The organism is Microcoleus sp. B4-C2, from assembly GCF_036705265.1.
Lineage (GTDB): Bacteria > Cyanobacteriota > Cyanobacteriia > Cyanobacteriales > Microcoleaceae > Microcoleus.
In genome coordinates this window covers 68,467-88,725 of sequence record NZ_JAUBUB010000004.1, presented here as the reverse complement: position 1 = coordinate 88,725, position 20,259 = coordinate 68,467, and the positions used below count along the sequence as shown (strand labels likewise).

Genomic DNA, 20,259 nt, shown 5'->3' with positions numbered 1-20,259 from the left:
AGTCTATCGAGTCAGTACAAGTCAAGATGGGGCGATGGCGTTCCGCCCCGCAAGCTACGGCAATTTCGAGCCGCTCAATCAACCAGCCAAGGATTACACCAAAGAAACTCCTTTGCCAAATCTCCTCAAATCTCCCGAAACTAGCAGCAACAATGCAGCACCACTCGCTAAGTTTACTGTAGTGTTTGAACCTACAGGAACCTTAGAAGTTAACCCCTAGCTCACATACAACATCTCTCCGGTAAGCTGCGCCATCAGCACCTTACTTTTCCTTTTTAACTTAAATGTGCTATTATAAACAGCGCCCTCTAAGGCATTCTACCTCTAAAACAACAAATGAAAGAACTTGACGAGAAAAAAACCCAGGAACTGCTATGCACCATCATGGAATGGGAACTTGCAGGTGTCGTGCGCTATACCCACTATTCACTAATGGTGACAGGGCCAAACCGGATTCCCATCGTGCAGTTTTTTAAAGCACAAGCAACGGAATCTCTACTCCACGCCCAACAAGCAGGAGAAATTCTCACCGGTTTAGAGGGACACCCCAGTCAGAAAATTGCTCCCATCGAAGAAACCTACAAACACTCGGTGAAAGACTTGTTAGAAGAAAGTTTAAATCACGAGAAAAAAGCCCTCAAAAAGTATAAGTCTTTACTTGAAGTCGTGACCAACTCCAGCGTTTATTTGGAAGAATATGCCCGAAATCTAATTGGGCAAGAAGAATTACACCAAGTAGAACTGAAAAAAATGCTCCGGGATTATAGTTGATTTAATCATTAGTTAATTGTGATTGGTTATGGGTTATTGGTTATTGGTTATTTCCAATGACCAATGACCAATGACCCATGCCCCATGACCATGCCCCCTAATTATAAAAAATGAATTTTAGTGAAGCCATACCAACTTTTATAATTACCCTGCGCGAAGGCGTAGAAGCCGCCTTAGTCGTCGGAATTGTACTAGCTTGCCTCAAAAAAGCCGAGCAAAGTCACCTCAATTCTTGGGTTTATGCAGGTGTCGCAGCCGGCATTGGTGCTAGCGGTTTGGTGGGTGTTTTATTCAATGGATTGCTCGCAGCACTATCAACATCCCAGCAGCCTTACGCACCAGTCATTAAACAGCTATTAGAGGGCGTATTGGGAATTGTGGCGATCGCAATGCTAAGCTGGATGCTAATTTGGATGACTCAGCAAGCGCGGTTTCTCAAAGCTGAAGTTGAAGGAGCAGTTACAGCAGCTTTGACAGAAAATAGCAATGCCGGCTGGGGCGTATTTGGCTTAATTTTTATTGCGGTACTGCGCGAAGGTTTTGAAACAGTTATATTTGTCAGCGCTCAATTTCAACAAGGTTTGAGTCCCGCTTTAGGTGCTTTGGGCGGTTTGACTGGGGCGGCAATCATTGGCGCGCTACTGTTCAAGTGGGGTGTCAAAATTGATATCCGCCTGTTTTTCAAGTTTATGGGGATTTTGTTGTTGTTAATCGTGGCAGGTTTGGCAGTATCTGCACTCAAGCATTTTGACCAAGCCGCTGGAATTTTGTCGCAGATGAATAGCCAGTATGCAGCGATTTGTGTTTATTACGATCGCCTCGCACCACTCCACTCTTGTATTTTAGGGCCGATGGTGTGGAATGCAGCGGAAATTTTGCCCGATCGACAATTTCCAGGAGTGATTCTCAAAGCACTGTTTGGATACAGAGATCGACTTTATCTCCTCCAAGCGGCGGCTTACACAATATTCTTAACCACCATCGGCAGTCTTTATTTCCAAAAATTAAGTTCTAAGCCGACTGTTCCCAACCAAAATACTCAGCTAGCTCGATCGGAAACTCGCCCTCAGTAGGTATGCAAGCGGTTTTTATCGGTTGTTTTACTAATTCTATGGCGAGCAAAAAATTAGCCCCACAGACAAAAAAATAACCAAAAATTGTCAGGTTGCGGGATTGATTATTTGACTTTTATATGATATGATTTAAAGATGTTAATTTACTTTAGTTTTTTATAAATACTTATATTGATATTATTTAATAATACCATCAATACCCGAAAAAAACAAGCCCTACCCCCTGAAAAAACACAAAAATTTTATAAGCAAAATTAACTAACTTAAAAAATTTACAGTTAACGGTTAACAGGGTAATGCAAGACGCGGACTACCGTTAGGGCGATCCTGTGAAGCCCCAGGCGCACCCGGCAAAAGTTAAGGCTGTTCTTTCCGACCAAAAAATCTGTCCCCAGCCAGATTTGGGGTAAACAGTTTTCTGATATGCGATCTTATCGCTTATAATAAGTACAAGAATATTTACAGAGCCCCGAAAGTTCTTAATCAACCTTATAATCCTTAATGAAGCTTAAAATTAAAAAATTGTTCGTTAAAGTTACCTGGAACCCCCAGAAGGCTGTAGGATCTGCCATTCGGTTAGCGGTGAGATAAATAATGATGCCCCGGATACTTGTTATTGATGATGACGCGGCGATCGCCGAACTTGTAGCCGTCAACCTAGAAATGGCTGGCTATGAAGTCACCCAGGCAGAAGACGGCATCAAAGGTCAGGCACTAGCAATACAACTGCTCCCCGACCTGATCATCCTAGACCTCATGCTGCCTAGAGTAGACGGATTCACCGTATGTCAGCGTTTGCGGCGTGACGAGCGCACCTCAGACATTCCCGTCTTGATGTTGACAGCCTTAAGTCAAACTCAAGACAAAGTAGAAGGCTTCAACTCCGGCGCCGACGACTACCTGACCAAACCCTTTGAACTAGAAGAGATGCTAGCCCGAGTGCGAGCTCTACTAAGGCGAACAGACCGCATCCCCCAAGCTGCCAAACACTCCGAAATTCTGAATTACGGCCCGCTGACCCTTGTCCCCGAAAGGTTTGAAGCTGTTTGGTACGCTCAGACAGTCAAACTGACCCACCTAGAGTTTGAGTTGCTGCACTGCTTGCTTCAGCGCCACGGTCAGACAGTCTCTCCCAGCGAAATTCTCAAAGAAGTCTGGGGTTACGACCCCGACGACGACATCGAAACAATTCGTGTACACATCAGACACCTGAGAACCAAGATGGAACCCGATCCCCGCCATCCTCGGTACATCAAAACCGTATACGGGGCTGGTTATTGCCTGGAGTTACCCAACAACGAGCAAGTAGCTGAAGAAACCAAATCTTCTGCTTGAGCTAGCCCGCCAGATGCAACAAGCAGTTAAAAATCCCGCTAGAAAAGCCTGAGAGCAAATGCTCTCAGGCTTGCTTGTTTGGAGTTTGAGTGAATATGTCAACAAGTAGGCATTGACTCTCTGGATTCGGAAAAAAACAATCCTGCACCCTCCTCCAACCGTACTTTTAGAGAAGCTTGTCCATAGGAAAGTACCGGATTTCTTTTTCCACCTTGTATTGTCCGAGAGGATGGGATAGCTACTTAAACAATAGTCTAGCCATCATACCCCTTAATAATACTATTTATCAATAAATTTAGAGGTATTCCTTTAGCTGCTATTTTTGCTAACGAGAAACCAAATTCCGCTCAAGCGCCAAAAACAGTCATACTCGTGATCTAACGAGGTTTTTTCCTACTGATTTACATACCAGAACTCAAATCAGTGAAAATTTTTCTCAAATACCCCTTGACTAAAATACTAAAATTGTTGATTATCTATATCAATAACCTGCGATCGCTTAAAACTCCACTGACATCTTTCTCAAGAGGTAAATCGCCGTGACCAGCATGGCAAAATCCTTCCCAGCCGAAGGAAAATCATTTCCCTGGTGGGTCGGCAACGCCCGCTTAATCAACCTTTCGGGCCGTTTGCTCGGTACCCATGTCGCCCACGCCCGCCTCATCGTCTTCTGGGCGGGAGTCTATACCCTATTGGAGTCTAGATTTATATGGATTCTCACGGAAAATATACTTTAGGAGCATCTAAAAATAGCACGAATAAATAACAGATAATCCCCTACAATCCTCGTTCAACTTTTTTATTTTTTCCGACATGAATTTATACAGTGCTAACTCACTCAAAGTCGAACTCAACCAAAGAGGCTGCCGCCTGACTCCCCAGCGAGAAACTATTTTGAGTGTTTTTCAAAATCTGCCACAAGGCAATCATTTAAGTGCGGAAGAATTATACAAGACATTGCAGAATAAAGGAGAACGAATAGGCTTGTCTACTGTCTACCGAACGCTGCATTTATTAGCCAGGATAGGAATTTTGCGTGAACTAGAATTAGCAGAAGGACACAAACATTATGAACTGAATTTTCCCGAATTGCACCACCACCACCATCTGGTTTGCATTCAGTGTCACAAAACCTTTGAATTTAGCGATGAATCGATTTTAAAAATTGGCAAAAAGCAAGTTGAAAAAGCTGGGGTAGAACTGCTTGACTGTCAATTAACTGTGCGTGCGGTTTGTTTGGAAGCGCTACGGGAGGGATGGCCTTCTTTGGTACCCAGCAATTGGTTGTGTCCCAGATATCATTCAGAAATGGAGGAAGAAATTAGTTGATTTGGATGCAATACACTTCCGTAATTGGTAATTTGTGCTTTTTTATTCGTTATGAGCTGTTAGTTATTAGCACCTAAAAATAACCAATGACAACTGACAACAGACGGCTGACTGCTGAATTCACTTTTGCAATTAAGCAACCTCAGAAGAATCGCAACGTTGGTGTTCCATCCGAAATATGTTAGCGTACAAACTAGCAACAATCTGTTTGCCTTCCTGCGTCAACTGCAAGTAACCGAGAGATTCACTGATGTGAGGATAAATACCGCTCCAGTAAAACTTAGAGTAGCTTTGCAGCAAGTCGCCCGGATGTCGATACCCCAAAACTTTAGTCGCACCGCTTTCTTCCAACTCGTAAAACAGCGCGCCAATTTTCTGCAAATATTGGGGGTTGCTGAGCTGACCTATCAAGTCAGCACCGCGCACTAAACTAGAGTAATTAACTGCATCCTCGTCTGTGTTACCGTCAAGCACCGAGAAACGAGTCTGTTCTATGTTCTGCTTAATTATCTCAGCATTAATTAGCTTGTGGTTGCCGAAGCGCTCGTCAATGAACAATTTAGCTCTGTCAACTCGGTAAGGAGCTAGGCTGGCCGCCGTTGCACCGGGAGCAAGTGCAATTCTCATGCCATCTTTTCCTGTAGCATACAATCCTTCTGATTCTTGGTCTTGCCGGCAAACTCCTTTGACATATCCGATGTCTTGGCACAGCAAAGAAATGATGAAGTGCAGCCAATCTTCGCAGGAAACTCCGCCCTTGCGAATGTGTTTTCCCCGCAAGATTTCTTGACCGACTAAGCTAATGCAAATGGCGTGTTCTACATTGTGATAAAGAGCGTCGCTGTTGGCGATGTTTTCTAACGCCATTGCCCCCACCCAGGCAATAATGTCAGCATAGTCTGATTTGTAGCCTCCGTAAGTGCGGCTGTAACCGTTCTGAAGTTGTTCGATGAAAGCCTCGATCAGAAGTTCTGTAGAATTAAACATACCCTATCCTTTTACCTTAATATTGCCTTTCCACAGGGGTGCATCTATTTGGGAGTCCTCTAAATTTTATGGATGAGATTTTAGCTCACAACTCCTGCACCCCGTGTGTGTGATCTGTGGATGGCAAGTGGGTAGCAATCTCAAAACTCATTGACGCAGCTACGCCCGGGGACTTACGAAGCAATCTCGCGCCCTGACTCAAAACTCCGAAGCAACTCAGTCCATCACTGACACCCATCCCCGCCGTACTGCATACAGCAGCCTGCTAACAATTTTTCGATCCTCTGAACTTTTTAAACTGTGAGAATTAATTGCGTATTGAATTTGCTGGAACACAGTGCGATCGATCTTACCGGATTTCCAAATGTTCAAGTAAAGTTCGGAAATTGTATATTCAGGAATATAAGCTTTGGTTGTCATCTGCTGTCAACTCAATGTATATTTCTTATTGTCCGGTAATTTTAGATAACTTTATGTGATGTAGATCGGCTATAGACTGTGATGCGATCCCAGGCTGGAGTTAATGCGCCTCTCCTCACAATGGTAATTCGATCGCAAAAGCGCGATATTGCGATCGTCATAAATTTTGCTGACGGCTGTGACAATCATCATAGTTGCGCCTAAATTATAGGATGTCACATACCATTCTCCCGTTGCGCTCGCCCCCTCCCAACTTGCAGCAAGGAAGGAAGTTTGAGCGCGGGTCGCGCAAATTTCTTGCCAAAGAAACACGCGTCGTGTACAATACAGAGTCTGGTATCCTCACTTACCCATAATTATTTTCATTCATCCCGTCCCCCCAGAGGGGAAGGGACTTTCAGTGCGGATACAGCCAAATCACTATATTCAGCAAAAAGCTAGAAATGCCGTAACTCATGCCCACTATTCAGCAACTCATCCGTTCAGCACGGGAACAAACGCAGAAAAAAACCAAATCGCCAGCTCTCAAGAGTTGCCCGCAGCGCCGCGGAGTTTGCACCAGAGTGTACACGACCACCCCGAAAAAACCCAACTCGGCGCTGCGGAAGGTGGCTCGGGTACGGCTGACCTCTGGTTTTGAAGTCACCGCCTACATCCCAGGGATCGGTCACAACTTGCAAGAACACTCGGTAGTAATGATCCGAGGCGGTCGGGTAAAAGATTTGCCAGGAGTTAGATACCACATCATTCGGGGTACATTAGACACCGCTGGGGTGAAAGACCGCAAGCAGGGTCGTTCCAAATACGGGGCCAAGCGTCCTAAAGAGAAAAAATAACACGGAACTCGCCCGATCGTCGGGGTTGGGAAGCAAAAATAGATCCGATCGCGCCGCTCAATTGCACGCTCGATCGTCATAAATCGAAATGTGATCCCAAAACCCCAAACTCAATCATTCAAAATCAAAAATCCCAAATAGAACTATGTCTCGCCGCACAGTTATTCAAAAACGTCCAGTTCCACCAGATCCAACCTACAACAGCCGGTTGGTAAGCATGATGGTGAGACGGATCATGCAGCACGGCAAAAAATCCGTTGCCTCCAGCATCGTCTACGACGCCCTCAAAACCATCCAAGAACGCACAGGGGCTGAACCGTTAGACTTGTTTGAAAAAGCAGTCAAAAACGCGACACCCCTGGTCGAAGTCAAAGCCCGCCGGGTAGGTGGCGCCACCTACCAAGTGCCAATGGAAGTGCGTTCCGATCGCGGTACCACCCTCGCCCTCCGCTGGCTGATCAGATTTGCCCGCGCCCGCACCGGCCGCTCGATGGCAGCCAAGCTAGCCAACGAACTGATGGATGCAGCTAACGAAACAGGGAGTGCTATTCGCAAGCGCGAAGAAACTCACAGGATGGCTGAAGCTAACAAGGCTTTTGCTCACTACCGCTACTAACTGCAACAACTGGCATGGAGAAGAGCGCGATCGTGCGGTATAAAAGCATCGGGTGAGAAATTGGAAAGTGTAAGTTTTGAGTGTTGAGATTGCTTCTCTTGGCGCAGTTGCGATTCGTGAAGCAAACTCAAGACTCCCAAAATCAAAATTCATGCACTCAAAATTCACGCACTCTCTGAATCCTCCATGTCGCATCCTTAATATTTTTGTAAACAAATCTTGCAAAAAATATTAAAATGTAACAATAAGCTCCAAAGACTTTTGTAAGTCACTGGGGAGTGCAAAATAGGGTTACTGTGTAGTATAATAGTATTATAACAGCAACACAAGATTAAGGAGGTAGCTGTGGTACGTATCGTCCCGCTAGAAAAAACTCGCAACATCGGCATCGCCGCCCACATTGACGCGGGCAAAACAACAACAACAGAAAGAATTCTGTTCTATTCCGGCATGGTTCACAAAATGGGTGAAGTGCACGAGGGAACAGCAGTCACCGATTGGATGGAGCAAGAGCGAGAGCGTGGAATTACGATTACTGCCGCTGCTATCACCACCAGTTGGAAAGATTACAAAATCAACATCATCGACACTCCCGGACACGTAGACTTCACGATCGAAGTCGAACGCTCGATGCGAGTGCTCGACGGAGTGATCGCAGTGTTCTGCTCGGTAGGGGGAGTGCAGCCGCAATCCGAAACAGTTTGGCGACAGGCCGATCGGTACAAAGTACCGAGGATCGTGTTCGTCAATAAAATGGATCGGATGGGGGCAAACTTCTACAAAGTCTACGGCCAAATTCGCGATCGCATGAGAGCGAACGCCGTACCCATCCAAATCCCGATCGGCAGTGAAGAAAACTTCCGGGGAATTGTAGACTTAGTGCACATGAAAGCCTATATCTACAACAACGACACGGGAACCGACATCGAGGAAGTAGAAATCCCCGATGAAGTAAAGGATCTAGCCGTAGAATACCGCACCAAGCTGATCGAGTCGGTAGCAGAAACCAACGACGCCCTCACGGAGAAATACCTCGAAGGCGAAGAGTTAACGGAAGACGAAATCCGCTTGGCCCTGCGTCACGGCACTGTCGAAGGTACGATCGTCCCCATGTTGTGCGGTTCGGCATTCAAAAACAAAGGCGTTCAGTTGTTGTTGGATGCAGTCATCGACTATCTGCCGTCGCCCTTGGAAGTTCCTCCCATACAAGGACTCCTGCCCAACGGCGACACAGCAGAGCGGTTTGCCGACGACAACGCCCCCCTGTCAGCCCTGGCATTCAAAATCATGGCTGACCCCTACGGTCGCCTGACCTTTGTTCGCGTCTACTCCGGTATCCTCAAAAAAGGAACCTACGTCCTGAACTCCACCAAAGACAAAAAAGAGCGGGTTTCTCGCCTAATTGTACTCAAAGCGGACGATCGGATAGAAGTTGAGGAACTGCGCGCCGGAGACTTGGGAGCAGCCTTGGGTTTGAAAGACACCTTCACAGGCGACACCCTCTGCGAAGAAGGAGCGCCAGTGATTCTGGAATCTCTGTTTATACCAGAGCCAGTCATATCGGTGGCTGTCGAACCCAAAACCAAACAAGACATGGAGAAGCTCTCCAAAGCCCTCCAGTCACTCTCGGAAGAAGACCCCACCTTCCGAGTCAACGTTGACCCAGAAACCAACCAGACAGTCATCGCCGGCATGGGCGAACTGCACCTGGAAATCCTGGTTGACAGGATGCTGCGGGAATTCAAAGTAGAAGCCAACGTGGGTCAGCCACAAGTAGCCTACCGTGAAACCATTCGCAAATCCGTCCGCGCCGAAGGTAAATTTATCCGCCAAAGCGGCGGTAAAGGTCAGTACGGTCACGTCGTGATCGAACTAGAACCCACCGAAGTCGGAAGTGGCTTTGAATTTGTCTCCAAAATTGTTGGTGGCACTGTACCCAAAGAGTACATCGGCCCAGCAGAACAAGGGATGAAAGAAGCGTGCGAATCAGGTATTGTAGCAGGATATCCCGTGATTGACCTCAAAGCTACTATGGTAGACGGGTCTTTCCACGATGTAGACTCCTCAGAAATGGCATTTAAGATCGCCGGTTCAATGGCGATCAAAGAAGCCGTGATGAAGGCGTCGCCAGTGCTGCTAGAGCCTATGATGAAAGTAGAGGTTGAAGTTCCCGAAGATTACATCGGGAACGTCATCGGAGACCTCAACTCGCGTCGGGGTCAGATCGAAGGTCAAGAGACGGATCAGGGGATAGCCAAAGTTTCTGTAAAAGTTCCACTAGCAGAAATGTTTGGTTACGCCACCGACATCCGCTCGAAAACCCAAGGTCGAGGCATCTTCACAATGGAATTCAGCCATTACGAAGAAGTGCCGCGAAACGTGGCTGAAGCCATTATCGCTAAGAACAAAGGGAACTAATGATTTTAGATTTTGGATTTTGGATTTTGGATTGAATCCAAAGTCTAGAATCTAAAATCTCAAGTCTAAAATCGCTAAAAGAAACAAGGAACAGATCAAGAATGGCACGCGCAAAATTTGAACGGAATAAACCCCACGTAAACATCGGCACGATCGGTCACGTTGACCACGGCAAAACAACTTTGACCGCCGCGATTACGATGACTCTCTCTGCACTAGGTCAAGCAAAGGCTAAGAACTACGCCGACATCGACGCTGCGCCTGAAGAAAAAGCACGGGGTATTACGATTAATACTGCTCACGTTGAGTACGAAACCACAGGTCGGCACTATGCCCACGTAGATTGCCCCGGACACGCTGACTATGTGAAAAACATGATCACCGGTGCAGCTCAAATGGACGGCGGCATCCTAGTAGTGTCAGCGGCAGACGGCCCCATGCCTCAAACTCGCGAACACATCCTGCTAGCTAAGCAAGTTGGCGTTCCCAGCCTGGTTGTCTTCTTGAACAAAGAAGACATGGTGGATGATGCTGAACTGTTGGAATTGGTAGAACTGGAAGTTCGCGAACTTTTGAGCTCTTACGATTTTCCGGGCGATGACATCCCCATCGTCACAGGTTCGGGATTGAAAGCTCTTGAAGCGATGCTTGCTAATCCCAAGACTGTCAAGGGCGAAAATGAGTGGGTTGACAAAATCTACAAGCTGATGGAAGAAGTAGATGCTTACATCCCCACCCCAGAACGCGAAGTTGACAAGCCTTTCTTGATGGCAGTTGAAGACGTATTCTCGATTACTGGTCGGGGTACGGTCGCCACTGGTCGGATTGAGCGCGGAACCATCAAAGTCGGCGAAACAGTCGAATTGGTGGGTCTTAAGGACACTCGCAGCACTACGGTGACTGGTGTGGAAATGTTCACCAAGTCTCTGGAAGAAGGTTTGGCCGGCGACAACGTTGGTCTACTGCTACGGGGGATTTTAAAGGCGGATATTGAACGCGGAATGGTGATTGCCAAGCCGAAAAGCATCCTCCCTCACACTCAGTTTGAATCTGAAGTGTACATCCTCAAGAAGGAAGAAGGCGGTCGGCACACGCCCTTTTTCTCTGGCTATCGCCCTCAATTCTACGTCCGTACCACTGACGTGACCGGCACGATCGCACAATTCACGGCTGATGACGGTACTGAAGCAGAAATGGTGATGCCCGGTGACCGGATCAAAATGACGGTTGAGTTGATTCACCCGATCGCGATCGAACAAGGAATGCGCTTCGCTATCCGCGAAGGCGGCCGCACCGTCGGCGCCGGCGTTGTTTCCAAAATCCTCAAGTAGGACTCGCATAACAGCTTAAATAGCAGAAAAGCCGCCAAATGTCAATAGGCTTTTCTGCTATTTAGTGAGTAGTGAGTAGTTATAGGTTAGTGGCCAGTTGTTAGTAGTTATGGGTTAAATGTTCAATAACAGATAACAAATAACAAATGACTGATGACTAATGACTAATGACTAATGACTAAAAATAAACTGAACCTCGAAAATTCAAGAAACAAAAATGGCAACAATTCAACAGCAAAAAATTCGCATCCGCCTCAAAGCTTTCGATCGCCGAATTCTAGACGCATCCTGCGAAAAGATTGTAGATACAGCAAATCGGACAGCAGCCACAGCGATCGGCCCGATTCCCCTACCGACAAAACGGCGGATTTACTGCTTGCTGCGATCGCCCCACGTAGACAAAGATTCTCGCGAACACTTTGAAACCCGCACGCACCGCCGGATTATCGACATTCACCAGCCATCGGCCAAAACAATTGACGCTTTGATGAAACTGGATTTGCCAGCCGGCGTAGATATCGAAGTCAAGCTGTAGATTGACTCATCGGAAACTCGGAAAGAAGGAACAATGGAAAAATACATTGTTCCTTCTTTTTTATGAAAGTTCGTTATTAGTTTAAAGTGAACATTGCCGGAGTAATAGAACTAGCTGATGAGTCAGTCAGAGATGCTAAAACTGCCCCAGTGCTAACAAGACGGATCAGGGTATCCCGGGCTTGAGTGCCTGTACCTTGGGTAATAGTTAACTGCTCAAATTTGAGGCCGCCTGCTAATTCTAATAAGTCTTGGCCCATAGTAAAATCTGCGATCGTATCAGTTTCATTTCCAGGCGTTAAAACAAAAGTATCGCGTCCTTTACCACCATTGAGCAAGTCGTCACCCGCACCTCCATTGAGAATATCATTGCCTTTACCGCCAAAGAGAATGTCATTGCCTTTGCCACCATTGAGCAAGTCGTCATCGGCATCTCCATTGAGAGTATCACTGCCTTTACCGCCAAAGAGAATGTCCTTGCCTTTGCCACCAGAAACGAAGTCATTGCCTTTGCCACCCCACAGGGTATCATTGCCTTGACCGCCAGAGAGAGTATCGTTCCCTTGATTACCATTGAGGAAATTGTCGCCGGAGTTGCCATTGAGTAAGTCATTGCCTTCAGTGCCAATGAGTGTATCGTTACCAGTCGTACCAGAAAAAGGCAGCGAATACTGCAAGCCAAAGTCAGCAGCAAGTGCGTTACTGTCGCGCCGGAGAACGTTGGAATTGAAATGACGATCGTACATTTCTCCATAGTTCCCTACTGCTTTGATCGCCTTCGCAGCAAAGTCCTTTGGCAAACCTAGCGCTTCACCTATATTCCCTTCCAACCCTAAGAATTGTCGAATGGCGGAGTTAGAGTTATTCGCGGGGTTGTCGTCAGTATTCTGGGCGATCCACTCCTCAATATTGCCTGAAGTAATGCCATATTCTTCTGCTTGAACTAAGGCATTATAAACCCAACGTACTACATCTGCCCACTTGGATTGATTTTCGTCAACCCCCATTGCCAGGGGTTCTTTAGAAATAACTTCATCAAGAATCTGATGCTGTGCGGGATTGGATAAGGTAGGAATTCGGGCACTGATAATAGTCAGGTCACTTGAGGCAGCATCTATTTCTCCTTTGTCGTAAGCTGCAAACATTTCATCATTGGTTGCAAACTTAACAGGGATAAACGTACCCCCGTATTTGCTTAAAGAATCTTGGAGGTTTTGTAAAGAAGTGGCTCCTTCCAAAATACCAACTCGGCGACCATTGAGAGCCGGTAAAACGCTTATACCGCTATTATCCCTGACTAAAACACCTTGTCCGGTGTAAAGATAAGTCGGACTAAAATCAACACCCAAACTCGCATCGCGCACAAGGTTTTGAGTTATTCCCATTGCTGAGAGATCAACCACACCATTAGCAGTATTGGCGAAACTGTCCTTAAACGACTGAACCTCAATTTCAAGCTTAGTAGGATCGCCAAATAAAGCCGCAGCAATAGCACGTCCTAAGTCAACATCAAAGCCCACATATTCGCCATTCGCTTGCTTCACGGCAAAGCCGGGGTTGTTACCGGGAAGTCCTAGCTTCAGGGTGCCACGCTGCAATACTTCTGCCAGCAAATTGCGATCGTCGTTATCAATTAAAGTCGCATCAACCTTAGTACCAGAGAACGGTGGAGAATACAACAAACCTCCCTCATTCCAGAGGAGATTGCGATCGCGCTCTACCCCAGGGAAGTGACGATCGTATATTTCTGCGTAGTTGCCAACTTGCTTGATAACGTTTACTGCGAAGTCCTTGGGAAGCCCCAGAGAAGCTCCTAAATCGCCTTCTAAGCCCAGAAAACGACGAATTGCAGGACTGGAGTCATTATTCGGATTATTATCAGTATTAGCCGCAATAATTTCGTCAATGTTTTCAGAGCTAATTCCAAATTCTTCCGCTTGAATCGGGACGTAATTAACCCAGCGCACTACATCTGCCCATTGCGAGTCATTTTGGGGTAAGACCAGGGCGATCGGTTCTTTGGAGAATTCTACGTCTAAGAGACGGTGATTTTCCGGGTCAGCGAGGCGCTCCAGAATCAGGGCGCGGTCAGTGGCGTAGGCATCAATTTCACCTCGATCGTAGGCGGCGACAACTTCTTCAAGGGTGTCAAACAATTTGGGTGTAAACTTAACCCCTTCAGGGCTTAATTGATTTTGTAAATCGTCTAATGAGTTACTGCCTTCAATAAGGCCAATGGTACGGTCCTGGAGGTCTAAAGCATTCTCAATGCCGCTATCTTTGCGAACGACGACAGCTTGGTAATCGTAGAAGTAAATTGGGCTAAAATCGATGTTGTCCTCTGCATCCGCTCCTAGGTAGTGGGTAGAGCGTTGAGCAGCGATGTCTACATTCCCATCCGCTACCTGTTCAAAGGCTTCTTCAAACGTGGTTGTTACCCCTTCTACTTTGCTAGCATCCCCAAATAACGCTGCGGCCAAAGTACGGACAAATTCAAAGTCAAATTTTGACCCAGAAGAAGAGGTGCCGAGTTTAATCTGACCCCGCTTGATAATGTCATCAAGAATCGTCTTTTCTGGATTTTTTACTAAATCGGCATTTGCAACACTGGGACTGGTTTGAGCGGAAATTTCACCGGCAGTCGGGGCAGGCTGGGCTGTGGGTGCGTCTACAATTTCAAGGATTTCACCTAAGTTAGGAAAGTTATTGTAGGTTTGCCCGTTGTTTTGAATCAGCGCGATTTCTTGTCCTTTGAATTCCAGAGTCCCAGCTAGGACGCTAAAGTCGGCCAGAGATTTAGTATTAAACCCAGTGGCGGAGATTTGAATTTTATCTCCTTGGGTGGGGTCAAAGTCGAGGATTAAGTCGCCGCCGTCGGAGGGTGCGTTGAAGTAGAAGACATCGGCACTGTCTCCCCCATTGAGTAAGTCCACACCCGCACCGCCGATGAGGATGTCTTGTCCCGCGTCACCCACTAACCAATCGTTTTCTTCGTTGCCTTCGAGGGTATCGTTGCCGAGACCGCCTTCGAGTACGTCGTTTCCGGTGTTTCCTTTCAGTTGGTCATCGCCGGCATTTCCTTGCAGTTGGTCGTTTCCTTCGTTTCCTTCCAGGGTGTCGTTTTCTGCACCGCCTGCCATCACATCATCTCCGGCGTTGCCTTGGAGGATGTCTGCACCGAAGTTTCCTTCTAATTTGTCGTTACCTTCTCCACCTACCACGGTATCGCTGCCAGCACCGCCCCTCAGTTGGTCGTTACCAGCCAGTCCTTGCAGGACATCGTTACCCTCATTCCCAGAGAGATTATCGTCGCCTTCGGTTCCGGTGAGGGTATCGTTGCGGAAGGTTCCGGTTTTGGCCATCCCGTTTTGGCTATTAGCGCTGTTCTGTTGGTCGTTATCGGCAATTTGCAGGACGGCGGTTTGATACACCGGGTCGAGGGCGTAGCCAGTGCCGACATATTTGAGGTTGAGGGTTAAGGCTTCCGGCTTTTCTGGGAGGGTATCGTCTAACACCGAGAGGTCGATAACAGCTTCAGTTTCTCCGGGTGCGATGTTAATTTCCCCAAATTGACCGCCTTTGGTGCTGTAATCTTGTCCCAGAGAGGCAGTACCGGAGAGGGTGTAGAGGATTTTCAGCCCTTGAGCGGGGGCAGCTTCACCCAGCGCGATCGTAAATTGTCCTTTGCTATTGCTATCGCCTTCAGTGATGGTTGGGCTGGCGGTTACTTTCACAGTACGCTTTTCGTTCAGTGCGTACTGCACTAAGAAGGTGTCTGCCTTCAGTAATTCTTGGAGTTGAGTTTGGGATTCTTGAGCGGTAATTTTTCCTTCGATTAGCTGTTGGGTGACTTCGGGTAGGGTGCTATAGACGGCTTTTTTGATCGGGCTGATGCTGGGTAGAACATCTGAAACAGAACGAGTCAGCGCCTGTCCTACTAAGTCGTCAACTAAGTGGTTGCTTTGGGCAACTAATTCGGCGACTGCTGTTACAGGTTCGCTGGCAATAGAGAGATTGTGTTTTTCGGTTAATTGAGTAAAGAGTTTTTGCAGGTCATCGCCCTTGCTTAAGTCAAAGGTGTCAACCTTTTGCAAGACTTCACCTAGAGCAACAATCACCTGAATTTCCGCATCTGAACCTTGATATTTTGCGGCTTTAAGGAATGCTGTGCCATTGAGCAACAAGTTCATTACTTTGATGTGACCAGAGGCAATATTAATGCCGGTGGTGTCATCTTTTCCAATGGCGGCGTAGGGGTCAAAGTTGTCTAAGGGTTGAGAGAGGGAAGCTAAGGGAAGTCCTGAGATTTTTTCGAGCAAAGTTTCGACTTCTTCCGCCGCAATTCCTTGGCTTGAAAGAACTGCTTGGAGGGTGGTTAAGGGTGTCGTGGTTGTCGCTTCGGTTCCCGAACCGACTTGAGAAATTAGGGGTAATGTTGCAGGCAGACCGGTGGTAGTGTCGATGCCGCCAATTCCTACAATTTGTCCTTCTTTCGAGTCAATTTTTCCGTCTCCATTGACATCTAATGCAGCAATTTTCGACTCGTCAAAGTTGTATTGTCCGTTGTCGTCGGTGGTGGTTTGCAGTTCGCCTTCATCCGGTTTGAAGTTGCCGTTGGTATCTATGAAGACTGTCGCATCTGCTAAATGGCCGTTGGAGAGACTGCCACCCCCCCGGAAATAGCTATATGATGATGCTGGTACCTTGGTTCCTGAGTTGCCACCTGAGTTAGTACCTGAGTTAGTACCTGAGTTAGTACCTGAGTTAGTACCTGAGTTAGTACCTGAGTTAGTACCTGGGTTAGTACCTGAGTTAGTACCTGAGTTAGTACCTGAGTTGCTACCTGAAGGGCCGGCAAAACTACTTGGCTTCAGAATTGGCACCGAATTATCAAACTCAAAGTTCTCAACGTCGATGACAACTTTTACACTATTTTGACGAGTAATTTGCCACTTTTTACCGCTGGAAGAATTTAACTCGGTAAACGTATAGTCATCCTTATTACCCCTCAAAATCAAGGTATCGTTACCAGAACCTCCATCGATGGTATCGTTACCAATCCCACTGGCAAGATAGTCCTCTCCTGCTTCTCCTTTCAGGATGTCATCGCCTTCATGACTGTAGAGCGTATCGTTGCCCTCACCCCCATTGAGGTAGTCTCGATCATGATAGCCATCAAGAAGGTCATTCCCTTCTTTACCATAGAGCGTATCATTACCGGCGCTGCCGTTAAGAGAGTCGTTGCCTTCTCGACCATCTAGATAGTCGTTACCCGTTCCCCCATCAAGTTTGTCATCGCCAGCTCCCCCATCTAGAGCATCATTATCTTTACCACCATTGAGAATATCGTTGCCAACACCTCCGAAGAGATAATCCTTGCCATTGTCACCGTTTAGGGTGTCATTGTCCCAAGACCCACTATAAGTTTGTCCCTGTTTTCCATTGTCTTCGCCATAGAGAACATCGTCCCCGTCTCCACCTTGGAGTAAATCGTGACCTTGCTGACCGTAGAGAACGTCTTGGTCAGTGTCGCCGTTTAGGGTGTCTTCACCGTTAGAGCCGTGGATTTCGTCTTTACCACCTTCACCTAAAAGCAAATCGTTGCCTGCGTCACCGTAGAGACGATCCTGGTCTGGTCCGCCATAGAGAGTGTCTTTGCCATCCCCACCATAAAGAACGTCAGAACCTTCATCACCCCGCAGGTCATCGTCCTCTTCTTCACCATAGAGCTCGTCTTGATCCCGTCCCCCGTTGAGAGAATCTTTACCAGGTCCACCGTAGAGGCGGTCATTGCCCGAATCCCCGTAAAGTTTGTCGTTGTCCCGGTTACCGTAGATCACATCGGTGTTATCACCCCCGTATATCTCGTCATTTCCATTTTCACCATGAAGCTTGTCATCTCCACTTTCACCATAAACATAGTCATTGCCATTCCCCGCCCATACTTGGTCACCGTCAGGGCCACCCCAAATTTGGTCGGAACCTCCCTGCCCTACGAGCTTGTCATTGCCTCGATGACCATACATCCGATTATCCTTATCATCTCCATAAATTTCGTTGTTTTTATCATTACCATTGCGATTGTTAGAAAATGTAGTTTCCAAAAAGCTCCCAACTTCATAGGCAGCATTTTCAAAAGCTCTTCCTACCTTATTGAAGGTATCAAGTACACCTGATGTAGCACTATTAAATCCATTCACAACGTCATTAATGGCACCATTTACAACATCTGTGACTGCACCCAGGGCCGCGCCGGTCACTTGGTCAAACAAATCTTCGATACTTCTGAGCGGAGCTAGTGACACGGTATAGTCACCCTTTAGCGATCCAGCTTGATAACCTACCTTTACCTGGGAACCATCAGGTGTACCATCTGAGGTAATCGTCAGGTTGGCCCCAACCTTGCCAACGAGCGGAATATCGATGTCTATGCTGCCTGTAACGTTTAGCTTGCCATTCTGTAGACTGATGTTGGCACTGCCTAAATTTCGACCGAAAATTTTGGCTATCCCTCCGATTTTTATATCGGTTGAACTTGCGATCTCAATTTTCGCCTCCTCGATTGATAAGACCCCAAATAAGTCAAGATTTCCTTCAACTTTCAGACCATTACTATCAGCATTTATCTTAGCTCCGGCAACTTCTCGACCAAGAATCTTCACTGCACCGGATCCACTCGCCGTCTTTTCCTTAATATCAACTGAAAAATCGTTAATATCTAGTGCTACGAGTCCTAAATTCAAATCAAAATCCTTGATTTTGGCACTCGTGGTTGTAAATTCCACGTTCGCTTTCGCAACTTCAGCCCCAAAAATTACAAGCTTACCGTCCCCTTTGAGATATTGTTCAGTTGGACTTACGTTGAGTTTTAAATCCAAAGTCTTATCGGTGGAACCATCTGCTCCTGTCAGCTTCAAAAATCCTAAGTCAATTTCAGGAATATTCAAACTTCCGCTTAAACTTGGAGCGCTAGAGAAGGGATTTCCGGCGAGATTTAGAGTAGCTTCCTTTCCCCAAGCATTTACTTTGCCATTGACTGCAATTCCTTGGGTTAAAGTAGTGTTTGCAAACGTGGTTTCCACCGGCACAAACTTGATGAGGGGATCGAGCTCAATACCTGCATCTGGGCCATCAATAGATACAAGGGTGACATCGAGGGTACTCCTTAAAAATCTATCTATTTTGTTGACAAATGTGCTTTGACTACTCACTTGCTGCAAGGCATAAGCACCCAAAGGTCCCAACAAAATGTCAACCAAGCCGACTGGTTGAGAGGCGGTTAATTCTATACCCACTTTATCGGGGTCGTTGGTATCTATCAAAACCCTCGACTTAACATTGAAGTTGCCAAATTGTACATCTGCAAAGACTCCAATATTATCAATGTAGGGAGTTACATAAGTCACGCCTAGCTGAAAAGATAAATTCCTGACTTCTGAGTTAGGTAAACCAAATGGGTTTTTCCAAGCATTACCACCTAGTTGAAACGTAGCCGTAAGTGACTTTGGATCTAAATTAAACCCTCCACTTAGGGTTAATTCTGGTTCATTTTTTTGGAAAGGATCGTAGTTTTTGAGGAGGATATCTCCCTTAATACCAATACTGGGTTTCGCATTTTTGTTAACCGCTAATCCCAAGGTGGCGCCGGTGAGGGTGGCACTGAAGTCTGTCTGCGAGTTTTTATCTCCAAACAGCGGACTATCTATATTAAACTTTCCTTTGAGGCTGGCTCCGTTTGAATCTACCTTTGTGATTAGGTCTAATTGTGGAATTTTCAGTTTTTTGTCAATAAATTCTGCGAGACCGTTATTGCCCTTGTTAAAGTTGGCAATTCCAGAGATTTCATAAGTTTTATTGGGGGTATCAAGTTTCCCTATTCCGAAGCTGGGATTGGTTATGGGTACGGATAATGCTGTCGCAATTGTTTCTACACCAGGAACTCCTTTGAAGATATCAACTAGGGAGGTCTCTCCCTGATAGGTGATTTTAATTTGTTCTTTGGAAAACTCCAAGTCAATCGGTTTTTTACTGATGTTTCCCGTGAGTTTATAGCTGGTATTTTTGCCACTTAAGTTGCTAATTTTTAAACTGGCATCCGATATAGAGTTGTTTAAAATAGCAACTTCGCTTTCTACAGTAATTCCTACTTTTTTCAAGAGGTCAGCTAAAGAAATATCTCCGGTATAGGCGACTTTTAACTCTTGACCCTTTTGATACTCGAACGTAACGTCTTGTCCGCTGATTTTTCCAGAGAACTTATAAGCGGAAGGGGACTTGCTGCTGTCCACTGTCAAGCTGGGATTGTTGATCGCACCCGTTAATATTGCGCTTCCTTGGGTGTCGGTCACGCCAACAGTTTTCAACAGGTCAGCTAAAGAAATATCTCCGGTATAGGCGACTTTTAACTCTTGACCTTTTTGATACTCGAACGTAACGTCTTGTTCGCTAATTTTTCCAGAGAACTTATAAGCGGAAGGGGACTTGCTGCTGTCCACTGTCAAGCTGGGATTGTTGATCGCACCCGTTAATATTGCGCTTCCTTGGGTGTCGGTCACGCCAACAGTTTTCAACAGGTCAGCTAAAGAAATATCTCCGGTATAGGCGACTTT

General features: G+C 46.5%; 14 protein-coding genes and 1 pseudogene. 12 read left to right on the top strand and 3 right to left on the bottom strand.

The features are described 5' to 3' along the window. Positions 1 to 34: 34 nt before the first annotated feature. The 6 genes and pseudogenes from QUB20_RS02755 (at position 35) to QUB20_RS02730 (ending at position 4,508) form a co-directional block, all read left to right on the top strand. Positions 35 to 220, top strand: a complete 186-nt coding sequence (locus QUB20_RS02755) for a hypothetical protein (protein ID WP_333243101.1) — start codon at positions 35 to 37, stop codon at positions 218 to 220. 116 nt (positions 221 to 336) lie between these two features. After that, positions 337 to 771 (top strand): ferritin-like domain-containing protein, encoded by a 435-nt coding sequence (locus tag QUB20_RS02750; RefSeq protein ID WP_333034807.1) that lies wholly within the window; start codon positions 337 to 339, stop codon positions 769 to 771. A gap of 110 nt (positions 772 to 881) precedes the next feature. Beyond that, a complete protein-coding gene (locus QUB20_RS02745) occupies positions 882 to 1,844 on the top strand; it encodes an FTR1 family protein (RefSeq protein ID WP_333243097.1) in 963 nt (320 codons plus the stop codon). A 597-nt stretch (positions 1,845 to 2,441) separates the two neighbouring features. Beyond that, the gene (locus tag QUB20_RS02740) at positions 2,442 to 3,179 is read left to right on the top strand and encodes a response regulator transcription factor (RefSeq protein WP_333053479.1); all 738 of its coding nucleotides are present in this window, start codon (positions 2,442 to 2,444) and stop codon (positions 3,177 to 3,179) included. A gap of 548 nt (positions 3,180 to 3,727) precedes the next feature. After that, a pseudogene (locus tag QUB20_RS02735) lies at positions 3,728 to 3,877 on the top strand (chlorophyll a/b binding light-harvesting protein); the annotation flags it as partial. Between the two features lie 115 nt (positions 3,878 to 3,992). After that, entirely contained in the window at positions 3,993 to 4,508 is a 516-nt protein-coding gene (locus QUB20_RS02730; protein WP_333243095.1) for a transcriptional repressor, read from the top strand. 132 nt (positions 4,509 to 4,640) lie between these two features. Here QUB20_RS02730 and QUB20_RS02725 read toward each other — a convergent pair whose 3' ends face one another. Beyond that, the gene (locus QUB20_RS02725) at positions 4,641 to 5,495 is read right to left on the bottom strand and encodes an Npun_R2479 family HD domain-containing metalloprotein (RefSeq protein WP_333058221.1); all 855 of its coding nucleotides are present in this window, start codon (positions 5,493 to 5,495) and stop codon (positions 4,641 to 4,643) included. 216 nt (positions 5,496 to 5,711) lie between these two features. Further along, complete coding sequence (locus QUB20_RS02720) at positions 5,712 to 5,915, bottom strand: hypothetical protein (protein WP_333058222.1); 204 nt, start codon at positions 5,913 to 5,915, stop codon at positions 5,712 to 5,714. Between the two features lie 81 nt (positions 5,916 to 5,996). Between QUB20_RS02720 and QUB20_RS02715 the strand changes: the two genes are divergently transcribed. The 6 genes from QUB20_RS02715 to rpsJ all read left to right on the top strand — a co-directional run bounded on the left by QUB20_RS02715 (position 5,997) and on the right by rpsJ (position 11,651). After that, positions 5,997 to 6,119, top strand: a complete 123-nt coding sequence (locus QUB20_RS02715) for a hypothetical protein (protein ID WP_333291145.1) — start codon at positions 5,997 to 5,999, stop codon at positions 6,117 to 6,119. 251 nt (positions 6,120 to 6,370) lie between these two features. Further along, complete coding sequence (rpsL, locus tag QUB20_RS02710; RefSeq protein ID WP_006632197.1) at positions 6,371 to 6,751, top strand: 30S ribosomal protein S12; 381 nt, start codon at positions 6,371 to 6,373, stop codon at positions 6,749 to 6,751. Between the two features lie 145 nt (positions 6,752 to 6,896). Continuing rightward, on the top strand, positions 6,897 to 7,367 hold the full coding sequence (rpsG, locus tag QUB20_RS02705) for a 30S ribosomal protein S7 (RefSeq protein WP_006632196.1): 471 nt from the start codon (positions 6,897 to 6,899) through the stop codon (positions 7,365 to 7,367). Between the two features lie 345 nt (positions 7,368 to 7,712). Further along, the gene (gene fusA / locus QUB20_RS02700; RefSeq protein WP_333243092.1) at positions 7,713 to 9,785 is read left to right on the top strand and encodes an elongation factor G; all 2,073 of its coding nucleotides are present in this window, start codon (positions 7,713 to 7,715) and stop codon (positions 9,783 to 9,785) included. A gap of 101 nt (positions 9,786 to 9,886) precedes the next feature. Next, positions 9,887 to 11,116 (top strand): elongation factor Tu, encoded by a 1,230-nt coding sequence (tuf, locus tag QUB20_RS02695; protein ID WP_242724596.1) that lies wholly within the window; start codon positions 9,887 to 9,889, stop codon positions 11,114 to 11,116. A gap of 217 nt (positions 11,117 to 11,333) precedes the next feature. After that, complete coding sequence (gene rpsJ, locus QUB20_RS02690) at positions 11,334 to 11,651, top strand: 30S ribosomal protein S10 (RefSeq protein WP_006632193.1); 318 nt, start codon at positions 11,334 to 11,336, stop codon at positions 11,649 to 11,651. Positions 11,652 to 11,727: 76 nt separating this feature from the next. Here rpsJ and QUB20_RS02685 read toward each other — a convergent pair whose 3' ends face one another. Further along, a complete protein-coding gene (locus QUB20_RS02685; RefSeq protein WP_333291142.1) occupies positions 11,728 to 20,205 on the bottom strand; it encodes a transporter substrate-binding domain-containing protein in 8,478 nt (2,825 codons plus the stop codon). Positions 20,206 to 20,259: the final 54 nt, after the last annotated feature.

What these genes read in the sequence shown, in the direction of transcription:
- QUB20_RS02755 (WP_333243101.1), top strand. Translation starts at nt 35, where the DNA reads ATGGCGTTCCGCCCCGCAAGCTACGGCAATTTCGAGCCGCTCAATCAA.
- QUB20_RS02750 (WP_333034807.1), top strand. Translation starts at nt 337, where the DNA reads ATGAAAGAACTTGACGAGAAAAAAACCCAGGAACTGCTATGCACCATC.
- QUB20_RS02745 (WP_333243097.1), top strand. Translation starts at nt 882, where the DNA reads ATGAATTTTAGTGAAGCCATACCAACTTTTATAATTACCCTGCGCGAA.
- QUB20_RS02740 (WP_333053479.1), top strand. Translation starts at nt 2,442, where the DNA reads ATGCCCCGGATACTTGTTATTGATGATGACGCGGCGATCGCCGAACTT.
- QUB20_RS02730 (WP_333243095.1), top strand. Translation starts at nt 3,993, where the DNA reads ATGAATTTATACAGTGCTAACTCACTCAAAGTCGAACTCAACCAAAGA.
- QUB20_RS02725 (WP_333058221.1), bottom strand. Translation starts at nt 5,495, where the DNA reads ATGTTTAATTCTACAGAACTTCTGATCGAGGCTTTCATCGAACAACTT.
- QUB20_RS02720 (WP_333058222.1), bottom strand. Translation starts at nt 5,915, where the DNA reads ATGACAACCAAAGCTTATATTCCTGAATATACAATTTCCGAACTTTAC.
- QUB20_RS02715 (WP_333291145.1), top strand. Translation starts at nt 5,997, where the DNA reads ATGCGATCCCAGGCTGGAGTTAATGCGCCTCTCCTCACAATGGTAATT.
- rpsL (WP_006632197.1), top strand. Translation starts at nt 6,371, where the DNA reads ATGCCCACTATTCAGCAACTCATCCGTTCAGCACGGGAACAAACGCAG.
- rpsG (WP_006632196.1), top strand. Translation starts at nt 6,897, where the DNA reads ATGTCTCGCCGCACAGTTATTCAAAAACGTCCAGTTCCACCAGATCCA.
- tuf (WP_242724596.1), top strand. Translation starts at nt 9,887, where the DNA reads ATGGCACGCGCAAAATTTGAACGGAATAAACCCCACGTAAACATCGGC.
- rpsJ (WP_006632193.1), top strand. Translation starts at nt 11,334, where the DNA reads ATGGCAACAATTCAACAGCAAAAAATTCGCATCCGCCTCAAAGCTTTC.